At 62.4% G+C, this 12,704-nt stretch carries 10 protein-coding genes; all 10 read right to left on the bottom strand.

What is annotated here, in order from left to right; translation table 11 throughout:
* Positions 1–161: 161 nt before the first annotated feature.
* On the bottom strand, positions 162–2,231 hold the full coding sequence (locus tag ACELLULO517_RS25760) for an ATP-dependent helicase (RefSeq protein ID WP_227310346.1): 2,070 nt from the start codon (positions 2,229–2,231) through the stop codon (positions 162–164).
* Between the two features lie 137 nt (positions 2,232–2,368).
* Positions 2,369–4,336 carry a hybrid sensor histidine kinase/response regulator gene (locus ACELLULO517_RS25755; protein ID WP_227310345.1) on the bottom strand — a complete coding sequence of 656 codons (1,968 nt, stop codon included), beginning with the start codon at positions 4,334–4,336 and terminating at the stop codon, positions 2,369–2,371.
* Positions 4,329–4,967 carry a chemotaxis protein CheX gene (locus ACELLULO517_RS25750; RefSeq protein ID WP_227310343.1) on the bottom strand — a complete coding sequence of 213 codons (639 nt, stop codon included), beginning with the start codon at positions 4,965–4,967 and terminating at the stop codon, positions 4,329–4,331. Before ACELLULO517_RS25750 ends, ACELLULO517_RS25755 begins: the two co-directional genes overlap by 8 nt.
* Entirely contained in the window at positions 4,964–5,347 is a 384-nt protein-coding gene (locus ACELLULO517_RS25745; protein WP_227310342.1) for a response regulator transcription factor, read from the bottom strand. Before ACELLULO517_RS25745 ends, ACELLULO517_RS25750 begins: the two co-directional genes overlap by 4 nt.
* Positions 5,348–5,380: 33 nt before the next feature.
* Entirely contained in the window at positions 5,381–5,668 is a 288-nt protein-coding gene (locus ACELLULO517_RS25740; RefSeq protein ID WP_227310340.1) for a hypothetical protein, read from the bottom strand.
* The gene (locus tag ACELLULO517_RS25735) at positions 5,665–7,575 is read right to left on the bottom strand and encodes a chemotaxis protein CheA (protein ID WP_227310338.1); all 1,911 of its coding nucleotides are present in this window, start codon (positions 7,573–7,575) and stop codon (positions 5,665–5,667) included. The genes ACELLULO517_RS25740 and ACELLULO517_RS25735 overlap by 4 nt, the downstream gene beginning before the upstream one ends.
* Positions 7,575–8,417, bottom strand: coding sequence for a CheR family methyltransferase (locus ACELLULO517_RS25730; RefSeq protein WP_227310336.1), 843 nt, complete (start codon positions 8,415–8,417; stop codon positions 7,575–7,577). The genes ACELLULO517_RS25735 and ACELLULO517_RS25730 overlap by 1 nt, the downstream gene beginning before the upstream one ends.
* The gene (cheB, locus tag ACELLULO517_RS25725; RefSeq protein WP_227310335.1) at positions 8,414–9,502 is read right to left on the bottom strand and encodes a chemotaxis-specific protein-glutamate methyltransferase CheB; all 1,089 of its coding nucleotides are present in this window, start codon (positions 9,500–9,502) and stop codon (positions 8,414–8,416) included. The genes ACELLULO517_RS25730 and cheB overlap by 4 nt, the downstream gene beginning before the upstream one ends.
* Positions 9,499–10,878 (bottom strand): chemotaxis protein CheW, encoded by a 1,380-nt coding sequence (locus ACELLULO517_RS25720; RefSeq protein WP_227310334.1) that lies wholly within the window; start codon positions 10,876–10,878, stop codon positions 9,499–9,501. Before ACELLULO517_RS25720 ends, cheB begins: the two co-directional genes overlap by 4 nt.
* Positions 10,875–12,698 (bottom strand): methyl-accepting chemotaxis protein, encoded by a 1,824-nt coding sequence (locus tag ACELLULO517_RS25715; RefSeq protein ID WP_227310332.1) that lies wholly within the window; start codon positions 12,696–12,698, stop codon positions 10,875–10,877. The genes ACELLULO517_RS25720 and ACELLULO517_RS25715 overlap by 4 nt, the downstream gene beginning before the upstream one ends.
* Between the last annotated feature and the right edge of the window lie 6 nt (positions 12,699–12,704).

Genomic DNA, 12,704 nt, shown 5'->3' with positions numbered 1-12,704 from the left:
TTAAACAATGCAGTAACCATTCGGTGAACATCGCCTTATCCGAATAAATCAGCACCGCAGGAAATTATCTTATCGCGTAATTTCTCTCACATCGAGATCGATTAATGGCTCGCTCACGCACTGTATTGATGAAATTATGAGGCAACCTTGGCGGTCTGATGTTACCCCCACATGCTGCGCATCCGGGCGCCGAGATCAATCCGCACCTGGCTGACCGCTGCTTCCCGCGCTAGCTGGGTCGCAAGGATGGGCCACATGATGCTCTCGAACATCGGCAGAAGGCCATTCGGGATGAACCGCGTGCGCGATGCAAAGACGTGGCGGTCACCCATCGCTGCCTGCCCTTGCGTGAAGAAACGACGTGGTGTGATGAGGTGCAAACTATCCTTCGCCCTTGTCATCGCGACATAAAGCAGCCGCCGCTCCTCCTCAACCTCGGCCAATGTCCCGGCGCCCAGGTCCGAGGGTATGCAACCATCGACCAGGTTGAGCACAAAAACCGACTTCCACTCCTGCCCCTTGGCGGAGTGAATGGTCGACAGGATCAGATAGTCTTCGTCCAATAGCGGCACGCCAGCTTGATCGCTGGTGGCATCCGGCGGATCAAGCGTGAGGTCAGTCAGGAAGCGCGACCGCGACGGATAGCCGGCCGCGATCTGCTCCAGCTGCAACAGATCCATCTGCCGGGCCTCGGCATCATCATGGATACGCTCAAGATGCGGCATGTACCAGAGCCGCGCGCAGCCAATTTCAGCCGGCCAGCCAGTCTTGCCGGAGCGAAGCTGCTGCAGCGTCGTCACAAGGGCCGTCCATCCCTCCCCGGCCCGCGGCGGCGGCGCGATCTGCGGCAGCGCGCTCATCGGATCGACCTGATCGGCCATGGCATCCAGCACGCGTTGCGCGGATGTCGGCCCCACGCCGGGCAACAGCTGAAGGATGCGGAAGCCCGCGACCCGGTCACGCGGGTTTTCCACGAAGCGAAGCAGCGCCAGCAGGTCCTTGACATGCGCCGTGTCGAGAAATTTGAGGCCGCCGAATTTGACGAAGGGGATATTACAGCGGGTCAGCTCGATCTCCAGAGGACCGCTATGACTAGACGTTCGGAACAGCACCGCCTGCTGCTTCAGATCCGTGCCGCTTTCCCGGTTATCCAATATTCGCTCGACCACATAACGCGCCTGCTCCGTCTCGTCCCGCACGCTGACCAAAGCCGGCAGGTCCGCCGACTGCCGGTCAGTCCACAAGGTCTTAGTGAAGCGCTCAGCAGCCAAGCCTATGACGGCATTCGCGGCCGTCAGGATCGGTTGGGTGGAGCGGTAGTTGCGGTCGAGCATGATAATCGCCGCCGGCGGTTCGAATTGATCAGGAAAGTCGAGAATATTGCGCACCGTCGCGGCCCGGAAGCCGTAGATCGACTGTGCATCGTCCCCCACCACCGTCAGGCCGGCCCCAGTCGGCTTCAAAGCCAGCAGGATGCTCGATTGCAACCGGTTTGTGTCCTGATATTCGTCAACCAGCACATGATCGAAAAGCGCACCCATTTCGGCAGCCAACACCGGGTGGCTGGCCATCTGCGCCCAGTACAGCAGCAAATCGTCGTAATCGAGGACACCCTGAGCCTGCTTGGCTTCGACATAGGTGGCGAACAGCGTCCGCAACTGCACCTCCCAATCCGCGCACCAGGGAAAGTGGTCCTTCAGCACCGCCGCAAGCGGCATCTCGGCATTGACTACCCGAGAATAGATGGCGAGGCAGGTGCCTTTCGTCGGGAAACGGCTTTCAGTCCGGGAGAACCCAAGCTGGTGCCGCAGCAGGTTCATCAGATCCGCTGAATCCTCGCGATCATGGATGGTGAAATTGGGCTGCAGCCCGATCTGCTCGGCATAGTCGCTGAGCAGCTTGGCGCCAATCGCATGAAAGGTCCCGGCCCAGGTTAGCGCATCCGTCAAGACGCTGGCTTTAGCCCCCAGCATCTTCGCGCAGATGCCCTCGACCCGACGGATCATCTCGGACGCCGCCCTTCGCGAGAAGGTCATCAGCAGGATGCGGCGGGGATCGACACCATGGGCCAGCATATTGGCTACACGATGCGCCAAAGTGTTGGTCTTGCCCGATCCGGCGCCGGCGATGACCAGCAACGGCGGAGCCGCATGCTGATCGCCGGCACCAATGCCGTATTCGACAGCTTGCCGCTGCTCGGCATTCAGTGCAGCAAAGGAGGCAGAAGACATCTGTGGCTACCGAGTGATCGAAACAGCGTCACTCAACCATGTTTCCTGTTTTGTTCACAAGAGCAGCCCAGGGTTTCTTAAGCGTTCCTGGCGCCAGCTTCCCTGTCTTGCCAGACAGGGACCACCAGAGGTCTGAGTTACCGGTCCGTCCTGTCGCTAGACAAAGGGCGGTCCAGAACCTGTCTTACCTTTTCGGACAGGGCGACGAAGCCGAAAGGCTTTCCCAAAAGATCAATGCCAGCCTCAATCCGCCCATTTTTGGCAATTTCTTCGCGTGGATAGCCGGAGATGAACAATATCCGCAATTCGCCTTGCAGCAGCCGCGCCCGGTCAGCAAGTTCCCGGCCCGACATGGCCGGCATCACGACGTCTGTCAGAAGAAGATCGATATGCTGGTCGGCGCGTTCGAGCAGGCGCAGGGCTGCTTCACCATCGGTCGCTTCGATCACGCGATAGCCCAATTCGCGCAACAGCCCGACGCTATAGGCACGGACGTCCTCGTCATCCTCTACCACCATAATGGTCTCGCCACTGCCATTATGATCGACGAAGCCGGCAACGTCCTTATCCTGCACATCAGGCGTGATGGACAAGGACGGAAAAGCCATCGTGATCGTCGTGCCTTTTCCTAGTTCGGAGTCTATCGCGATGCGACCGCCGGATTGCATGACGAAGCCATGGACCATTGAAAGCCCTAGCCCCGTTCCTTTGCCGACTTCCTTCGTCGTAAAAAACGGATCGAACACTTTCTCCATGGTCTCGGCGGACATGCCGCAACCGGTATCCGTCACCGTAATGACAATCTCGCGCTTGCTGCTGTCACTCGAAGCCTGGATGGTCAGGCTGCCGCCTTCCGTCATCGCATCGCGTGCATTAACCGCAAGGTTGAGGATCGCATTTTCAAGCTGATGCGGATCGACTTCGATATGGGGAAGATCCCCGCTCGCCGGCACATGCACGGCAATGCTTTCGTTGATGGCGCGCGTCAGAAGATCAGACATGCCCATGAGCAAGCGCCCAACCTCGACCGGCTTGGGGTCCAACGGCTGGCGGCGTGAAAAAGCCAGCAGACGTTGCGTAAGCGCCGCCGCACGGGCGGCCCCCTTGGCCGCGTTGTCAAGCGCTCGCCTTACGCGCGGATCGTCATGCGAATCCAGCCGACGCCCGACCGTCTCGACATTGCCGATGATGACCGTCAGAAGATTGTTGAAGTCATGGGCGATACCGCCGGTGAGCTGGCCGACAGCTTCCATCTTCTGGGCTTGCCGCAGCGCGTCTTCCGCCCGGGAGCGCTCGCGGATCGCTTCCTCGACGCGGCTCTCCAGCGTCTCATTCCATTCGCGGAGCTGGGCCTGAGCTTCCTTGGCCTCCGTCACATCGTAAATGACGCCGATGAAACGGTGGCCAATGCCTTCATCATCCACCGCCGCCTCGCCGCGCCGTGCGATCCAACGCTCTGCCCCATCGCTACCGCGGCGAATACGAAAATCGGCGGGCGGCACCCGATCGGCGGAATAGCCCGCGGGAATAAGCGCGCCTTCGCCAGAGCAGACGGCCGCATTGATCGTTGTGACGGGAAGAACATCCGTCGGATGCAAGCCGAGCACGCGACAGAATTGTGCGGAGACAGCGACGGTTGCAAAGCCATCGATATGCTCAAACGTACCGACGCCACCCGCCGTTTGTGCAATCCGCAAACGCTCCTGTGCGCGGCGGCGCTCCGTAACGTCGACCAGCTTGCCGGTAAATCGGATGGGCTCGTCATCGGCATTCTGGTGGCCTTGCCCGCGCCCGAGCATCCAACGCACAGTGCCGTCGGGCCGAACAATTCGGAATTCCTTTGAGAAAATTTCAGCGCCCGACAAAATACCGGCAACTGCGATTTTCAGCCGCGCTCTGTCATCCGCGTGAATGCGCGAAAAAAACAATTTAGGATCCACACCGGCCCGGGCCGCGGCCCGGTCGATACCGTATAGATCCGCAAAACCCTCATCGGTGCGCAACAGGCCAGCAATAATATCCCAATCCCATAAGCCGCTCGCGCCTGATTCGCCGACAGCGAAGCGATCTCGGTCACCATGCAGCCGGTCGTCATCCTCAGGCATCGTCGCCCACCACGCGGGTGATGAACTCCCCCAGCAACTCGCTGAGCGCGGTTATCGCTGGCAGGTTCATGATCATGGCAATGTAGCCACGGATGTCACGCTGACGGACGCTGAAGTCGATATACAGGAACAGCACCAAACCATCCGTACCATTCTGCCCCCAGGCATCGAACAGTACAGCTCCGTCTCCCTTGATGATTTCAGGTATCGTCAAGCTTAGCGAGCGTTGGAGCATATTCGCCATCGTGCCCAGGCAGCCATTGAGGATAACATTGCCGGTCTCGGCCAGCGCCTCATGCTCCATTTCGACCAGTTCTTCGGCACTCAGCTCATCGCCCGCCACCGCGCGCACCAGTGCCAGGCTGTTCGCCTCAGGGAAGATCAGGAGAGCCCGCCCGGAGAACGGTCCGCTGAAATCCTGTCGCACCGCCACGAGTTGCGCAATCTCACGCTCGCCGATCAACCTTGCCGCACGACGCTGGGAGACGACCTCTATCGAGGGTACCGAGAGCAATACATGGGCGCCAACCATTTTGCGCAAACTGGACGCCGCACGGCTGACGCCGATATTGACGATCTCGGTCAGCGCATCGCGCTCAAGCTCCGTAAGCGTCACCGTCTCGCTTGTCATGCCTTGGTCGATTTCAGCCTCAGCGAGGCGCCGGACAGAAAACCCTCAAGCCCGTCGACGGTCACGGGCTTGGGAACGAAAGCCGCGTTAATGGCGCGGGCACGCGCGACGATCTCATCCTGAATATTGGCGGTAATAATGGCGATCGGCATGTCAGGCCGATCCTGTCGCAGTTCGGCCGCAAGGGTCAGCCCGTCTTTCTCCGTCATATTGAAGTCGATCAAGGCGACATCCACCTGCGTCTCCGCCATGATGGTCAAAGCCTGGGCAGCGCTTCCCGCCTCCACACGCGCCCATTCCGGCTGCAACTCTGCCAGCACCTTTCCAGCGACGATACGCGCGAGCTTGCTGTCATCAACGATCAGAACCTTTACGGACATAGGCAACTCCAAGGGCGGCGCGGTCGGCCAAAGCTAAGGTACAGAAAATCCTATCCCATCGGGCAAAAGCTCGAAAGCTTGCCCCCCGGACGCGAGCAGAGGCAAGAGCCAGCGGCGAAGGGCCAATTCGACCGGCTCGGCGATGATCTTGCTCCGGCTGACCAGAAGAACCTGGACAATAGAAGTGTGCAGCGTCCTGCAATCGGCAAGGTCGATCGCGTAAGCCGGGTTGGCCTGAAGTGCGGTCAGTAGAGCTTCCGCGTCCTCCACACCGCATCGGCCAGTCAAACGAATGCGGTTTACCTCGACAATCACGCTCATGCGACGAGTCTCGCGGGATCGAGCACCAGCAAAACCTGCCCATCCCCCAGAACAGCCGTCCCGGTGATTGCCGGCAATCCCGCAAGCAGGCGGCCGGACGGACGGATCATTGCCTCGATCTGCCTGCCGAAGGCATCGACCGCAAGGGCCAAAGGCTCCCCTTCCGCCTCGACGATCAGCAGGCAGGCGTCACCTTCGGTTTGCGATACGGCCGAGAGCAAAGGTGCCAGTCCCACCACCGGAATGGTGCGGCCGCGATAAACGAGGGCAAGGCCGTCACCGATCGGCCGGATGCGGTCAGGTTGGACCCGGACGGTTTCGATGATCCTGTGGAACGGCACGCCATAGCCATCTCCACCGATATGCACGAGCAGCAGACGGGTCGTGATGGCGCTCAGCGGCAAAGTCAGCGTCGTCGTCGTGCCCCTGCCCTGCATGCTCTCTATCGCGACATGGCCGCCGACGGCCTCGACCGCCGATTTGACCGCGTCCAGCCCGACGCCGCGGCCGGAAATCTGCGTCACCTTGTCGGCCGTGGAAAAGCCCGGGGAGAAGACCAGTTGCAGCGCATCCCGGTCCGCAAGAGCCATCACGGCCTCCGGCGGCAGAATCGCCTTTGCGATGGCCATTGTGCGAATTCTGTCAGGGTCGATTCCGGCACCATCATCGGACAAAGCGATGACCACAGTATCGCCCAGGCGCCGGGCCAAAAGACTAATGCGCCCGGAACCGGCCTTGCCCAGCGCCTGCCGGCGATCAGGAGGCTCGATGCCGTGATCGATCGCATTCCGCACGAGATGAAGAAGCGGCTCGTAGAGCATGTCACCGACAGTCTTATCGACCTCGGTCATGTCTCCCTCGATCGTGAAAACCACCTGGCGCCCCAGTTCGGAGCCCAATTCCCGTACAAGACGCGGGAGGCGACGCAGGATCGGCCCGAGCGCCACCCTGCGTGCCGCCGTCACATCGCGATGAAGCGCGCCGAGACCACGTTCAAACTCCGCCTGAAGCTGATGCATCCGCGTACCGAGAGCGGCATCGATCCGGGCAACCGCATCCGCCGCATGGGCGAGTTCGTGCCCGAACCGCGCCAATTCGCCGACATCCTCGGCCAGAGCGTCGATCCTGGCCGCGTCGATCCTGATAGATTGCCCGGCCGCCCCTCGCGCGCGCCGCCGCGCCGGCAAGGGCTGAATATCGACCTGGTCGCCCACCATGCGCAGGGCGTCATGAACGGCGTTGAGCGGAGCCGTGGTGATGCCTTCGATGAGGATCATGCAGTCAAAGGGCGCGAGGTCGCTGAAATCCGGCCAGTCCGATCTTGGCAGGACGCGCATGGCGAGCATATCAGGCACAGAGGCAGCCGTTCGCAAAGGGTCGTCACCCCGAAAGAAACACCCGACGTCAGGCTGATAGCGAAACGCGGTGAGCGGCCTGTCGGTCGTTTCGATGATGGCTGCGGCAGCAGCCAGAAACTCATCGAGCCAGACGGGCGGCGCAGGTTCGGCAGAGCCGCTCGCGACGGCGGTATTGTCGCCCCTCAGACGACTGAGAAGCTGCTCGGCCAGAGAATCGGCGGCGGAAGGCAGATGGCCATCGACCTCCAGCGCGTCGATCCAGCGATCGACATGATCGATACAGTCGATCAGGATGATTGCGGATTCCTTGGACAATGGCACTTTTCCAGCACGGGCCTGATCCAGCAGACCCTCGCCCGCATGAAGAACCCGACTGGCCGGAGCCATGTCGAACAATGCGACCGATCCCTTCAGCGTGTGGAAGGCCCGGAAGGCGCCGTCGATCCTCGCACTATCGGCCGGATCGCGAAGCAGCGCATGGAGATGGGCTTGCGCATCCGTGACAAGTTCCCGGCCTTCGATCAGGAATTGGGTTAGAAGTTCGTCCATCACGGCCGACGATAGACGATGGCGTCGTCAAGGCGAACGAGTTCGAATCGGTCGCTGATGCGGGCCATGGATTCGGTGTGGCCAAGACACAGATAGCCGCCAGGGTTGAGGCTATCGAACAGAAGATCCGCAGCCGCGCGGCGGGAACGGTCATCGAAATAAATCAGCAAGTTACGGCAGAAAATGACGTCAAAACGGCCTTGCCGCACCATGCTCATCGGATCGATCAGATTGACCGGGCGAAACTCGACCGATTCCTTGAGGTCGTCGACGATTTCCCATTCCAACCCGCTCAGCGGCACGAAGTAGCGATCACGGACCGCAGGCGGCAGACGCGACAGCGCACGCTCCCCGTAGCGGCCGGCCTTGGCCTGGGTCAAGGCCGTCGTATCGATATCGGAACCGATGATCTCGATATGCCAGGCGTCCACCATCGGCCAGTTTTCGAGCAACCAGATGGCGACGGAATAAGGCTCCTCCCCACTTGAGCAAGGCAGCGACCAGATGCGTACCAGATCGCCCGGCCTGCGGTTTCTGACGATCCCGGGCAGCATCGCCCGGCCCAGCGCCTTGAGTTGATGCTCTTCGCGGTAAAAATAGGTCTCGTTTACTGTGAAGGCATTGACCAGCATTTCCATCTCGCCGGCCAAGGCGGGGAGCGCCAGAAGATAGGCGGCCGTATTGCCGAGCCCGGTCTTCGCCACCCGCTCTGCCACGCGGCGCTCGATATAATAGCGTTTGTTTTCCCCGAAGGTCATGCCCGTCGCGCGATAGAGCAATTCGCCGACACGTCGCAATTCAGCTGCCGTCAGAATGGGGCGAACGGGATTGGCGCCGCTCATTCTGTGCGGGCCATGATTTTCAATTCGGTAGCGATATAGGAGAGGGGCACAACCCTGCCTGCCCCGCCCATGCGAACAAGCGAGCCGGGCATGCCCCAGACAACGGCACTCTCCTCAGCCTCCGCGATCGTCACGCCGCCAAGGTGATGCAGTCGCGTCAAGGTCTCCGCACCGTCATTGCCCATGCCTGTCATCAGCACACCGACCAGTCGATCGGGCGATACGTTCGCCATGGCAGTTTCGACCAACCGGTCAGTACTCGGGTGCCATGGCCGCGCCGGGTCTTTCGGCGCCGCCATCGCGCGCAACTCGCCAGCCCAACGCGTCACGATCAGATCCGCGTCACCGCGCCCGATATAGGCGTGGCCGGGCGAGAGGGTGACGGGGCGCGACACTTCCTCGATTTCCAGCGCGCATAATCCGTTGAGGCGCCGGGCCAGCGGCCCGGTGAAGCTTTCCGGCATGTGCTGGGCAATGACGATCGGCCAGGGAAAATCACCCGGAAGCGCGGTCAGGACCGTTTCCAGAGCAGCCGGGCCGCCGGTGGAACTGCCGACCAGCACCAGCCGGTCGCCGGCCGGCAGCGGCTGCGACCGCATCGGCGATATCGCTGCAATGTTTGGCCGCCGGCTGACCGCAGGCATGCCGGACGCTCGCAGGCGCACCCGCTCAGCCAGCCGCCTTGTCTGCGACAATTTTGCGGTCGACGCGGCCCGCACACGGTCAAGCAGCAGGGGGGCGATCTGATCGATCGCGAGAGACAAGGGGCCCCTCGGCTTCGGCACAAAATCGACCGCCCCCATCGCCAAGGCGTCCAATGTCTCGGCCGCCCCTTCTTCGGTGAGGGAAGAGACCATGACCACGGGACAGGGCCGCTCCAGCATGATGCGGTCAAGACAGGCAAGCCCGTCGAGCACAGGCATGTTGATATCGAGCGTTACGACGTCGGGCCGAAACTGATGCAGTTTCTCGATTGCCTCAATACCGTCACGCGCGGTTTCGACAACGAAATCCTCCATCGCGAAGATCCCGACGAGGAGCCGCCGCATGAGCGGAGAATCGTCAACGATCAGTAAACGGATCACGGCGATGACAGCGCGCCCTTGCTGCTCATGCCGGCCAAAAGATCGCGTTCGGCGCGATCAAGCAAAGCCTGAGGCTCGATCACCAGCATGATTTGACCGTCATCCTTCGGACTAGCCACACGGTCGAAGATCCGGGCACCTTCTCCCATCTCAGGCGCCGGCCGAAGCTGAGCCAATGGAATGCGCAAAACCTCCGACACCGCATCCACCACGAAACCCGCCTCAAGCGCGCCGACCGCTGTTATGATCACCCTGCGGCGGCCCTTCGCTTCTCCCGCGACCTCGAAACGGCGACGCTGGTCGATCACGGGAATGGCGCGGCCACGGAGATTCATCACGCCCTCCACGAAGGCGGGGGCTCGGGGCAAGCGCGTCAGCCGGCCCGGCAAGGCCACCACCTCGCGCACGGCGCTGACCGGCAGAGCGAAGGTTTCGTCACCCAGGCGAAAGACCAGAACCTGCTCTACAGCCTCGGCCGCCATACCACTCGCTCCCTCGCTGGCCGCAATCACCGTTTCGTCCCGCAGCCGGTCCATGGCCGTCCCGCTCAGCACATGGTCGGTCGAGAGAAGAGAGACAAGGCTGCCGTCGTCGCGGCGGAAAATAGCCTGGATCTTTGCCTCGGCCCTGTTGCGGGTCAGGATGACCGGCAAGGGATCGATGCTCTGCGCAGCGGCCTGCGCGATATCGGTCACCGCATCGACGACCAGACCGACGCGCCGGCCCTCGATCGTCAGGATGACAACGCAAGGTTTGGCGGGCGCCAGCCCGTCCAGGTTCAAAAGCCCCCGCAAAGACAATAGCGGCAGAATTCCATCGCGATGGACCATCGAGCCGACGACCGCGCCATCCAAGCCGGGTGCCAAGGCGATGGTCTTCGGAAAGGCGATGACCTCATCCACCTCGGCCAAAAGAAAGCCGAAACTCTGGCGCGCCAAGGCCAGCACAAGAATCGCTTTCGTCTCGCGTCTGACCGCCGCTACCTGCTGATCGGTCCGAGGTCTCGGCGAGGCGGAGCGCTGTCGGGACGCATTGGCAGGCTTGGCGAAATGCTTCTCAAGCAAGGCCGCAACATCCAAGGTCCGCACGCCGGCCTGCTCGCCCTCCATCAACCGGGGCAAGGTCTCGACGACAAGACCGACCGGCTGTCCTTCGCTCAGGACAATGACGCCGCGCTCCACGCCGCGCGGCCGGCCAAGCAGCAGGGCCATCGAGACCATCGGCACTACCACGCCCCGGACATTGCCAAGGCCGATCAAAGCGGGAGGCGCATGCGGCACGCGGGTCGTTCGACCGAGGGTCAAAACCTCGCCCACGCTATCGGGCGGCAGCGCGAAGCGGTCCCCTCCGAGGTCGAAGACAAGCTGATGCGTCATGGACCGGATAGCGCACCGGCGAGCGAGGCAATCTCCTCGATCGCCGCAGCAAGCTCCTCCGCGCCCTGCGCCTGCTGACTGGCCGCCGTCGCGGCCTGCCGGGCCGCGGCGGCGGCCTGTTCAGCAGCACTTGCGATCTGCTCCGTACCGCTCCTTACCTCGCGGGTCGCCGACAAAATGGTTCGGGCATGACCGAGGATGACGTCGCTACCCGTCGTCAGCACGGCCAGGTCATCGACGATGCCATCGAGCCTTGCCACCACACTATGGTTGCGGGCCGCCTCGACCGCCGCCGCCGCCGCGATCTGCTCCAGATCGCGGCGAAGGTCGCCGATTTGATCTTGAATCTCCCGCACGACATCCGTCGCCCTTTCGACATTCTCCGCTGCCCCCACAGCAAGCTTGCGAATATCGGAGGCCACTGTCGCAAAACCCTGGCCCGCGTCTCCCGCACGGGTCGCTTCAATCGAGCCGCTGACGGCCAGCATAGTCGTCTGCACGGCGACCAAAGCGAGCCCGTTGACGATCTTTTCCATCCGCCGCGCTGTGCCGGACAGCTTGATCATGAGGCCGAGAACGCCCCGCGTCTCATTCAAAGCGCCTTCGACACCACGAACGAGGCCAGTCGTCGTGCCTCGGCCGGCCTGAAGCGCCGTGGTCAAGGCACCGGTCCGCTGGACAGCCTCCTGAGCCTGGCTCTGCGCGATGCCGGCCGATTTCTCGATCTGCCCCATGGCAGCGTTGGCCTGCAGGGTTGCGGATGCCTGGATCTGGGCGCCACGGCTGATCTGCTCGACCGCCACGAGAATCTGGGCGGACGCACCCGAGAGTTCCTGCACAGTCGCCGATAGCTCGTCGGCCGCAGCCGCTATCTGTTCGCCGGCGGCGGCTTTTTTGTCGCCCTCCAACCGCTCGGCGATCGCCGACAACATTTCGGCGGTCCGCTGGCTTTCGTCGAGCGATGTGCTCTGCTGCAAGATGCCCTGCTGGGCCTCGGACGCGGCAGCGGACTGCTCCTCCGCCGCACTCGCGACCTGCTCGGCCCCTTTCTCCGCCTCACGCGCTGCAGTCTCGGCCTCCATCGCCGCCGATAGAATGGATTGGGCACCATTCCCGATCAAAGCCAGGTCCTTGCGCGCCTCCGACAAATCGCCGACCAGCACGCGGCCCGCTTTGGTTTCAGCCACCGCCTGATCTGCCGCCGTCCGTATGCGCTGAGCGATCTGGCGGACCGTGCCGCCCACGTCACCAGCCAGTTCCTGCAGCGTGGCGGCACTGGCTTCCGAAGTTTCCGCGAGCGCCCGAACCTCGTCCGCGACGATGGAAAAGCCCCGCCCATGATCTCCGGCGCGGGCAGCCTCGATCGCCGCATTCAACGCCAGAAGGCTGGTCTGGTCCGAGATATCCGTGACGGTGCGCGTGATGCTGTCGATCCCGCGCGCCTGGTCTTCCAGGGAAGCGATGATGTCGGCGCTGTCCGTCTGCCGACCCGCATTCAGCTCGATCGCTGCGATCGATGCCTCGATCTGCACGATGGTTTCCCCAAAACCGATGTGCAGCTGCTCGGATTGCCGGCGCGTGACCTCAGCCCGCTCCCGTGCCGCCGTGAAGGCAGACCCGAGAGACGCAATCAGGCCGAGCGATTCGTGCGCGGCGCCGGCTGCCTCCTCCGCCCCTGCCGAAATCTGATCCATGCTGCGTTGCAACTCGGCGGCGGCGGCGGCGGCCTCGGTAAGGCCGCTCGCCAACTCCTGGGTCGCCGCAGCAATCCGGTCGGCAGCCGTTCTGACGGTCGTAGCGCCCGGCTTCGCAGACGGCACAGATGC

The sequence above is a fragment of the Acidisoma cellulosilyticum genome (assembly GCF_020621385.1).
GTDB classification, from domain to species: Bacteria; Pseudomonadota; Alphaproteobacteria; order Acetobacterales; family Acetobacteraceae; genus Acidisoma; species Acidisoma cellulosilyticum.
The sequence above is the reverse complement of the archived record's forward strand: the minus strand, read 5'-3'. Positions and strand labels throughout refer to the sequence as shown.

What these genes read in the sequence shown, in the direction of transcription:
- ACELLULO517_RS25760 (WP_227310346.1), bottom strand. Translation starts at nt 2,231, where the DNA reads ATGTCTTCTGCCTCCTTTGCTGCACTGAATGCCGAGCAGCGGCAAGCT.
- ACELLULO517_RS25755 (WP_227310345.1), bottom strand. Translation starts at nt 4,336, where the DNA reads ATGCCTGAGGATGACGACCGGCTGCATGGTGACCGAGATCGCTTCGCT.
- ACELLULO517_RS25750 (WP_227310343.1), bottom strand. Translation starts at nt 4,967, where the DNA reads ATGACAAGCGAGACGGTGACGCTTACGGAGCTTGAGCGCGATGCGCTG.
- ACELLULO517_RS25745 (WP_227310342.1), bottom strand. Translation starts at nt 5,347, where the DNA reads ATGTCCGTAAAGGTTCTGATCGTTGATGACAGCAAGCTCGCGCGTATC.
- ACELLULO517_RS25740 (WP_227310340.1), bottom strand. Translation starts at nt 5,668, where the DNA reads ATGAGCGTGATTGTCGAGGTAAACCGCATTCGTTTGACTGGCCGATGC.
- ACELLULO517_RS25735 (WP_227310338.1), bottom strand. Translation starts at nt 7,575, where the DNA reads ATGGACGAACTTCTAACCCAATTCCTGATCGAAGGCCGGGAACTTGTC.
- ACELLULO517_RS25730 (WP_227310336.1), bottom strand. Translation starts at nt 8,417, where the DNA reads ATGAGCGGCGCCAATCCCGTTCGCCCCATTCTGACGGCAGCTGAATTG.
- ACELLULO517_RS25720 (WP_227310334.1), bottom strand. Translation starts at nt 10,878, where the DNA reads ATGACGCATCAGCTTGTCTTCGACCTCGGAGGGGACCGCTTCGCGCTG.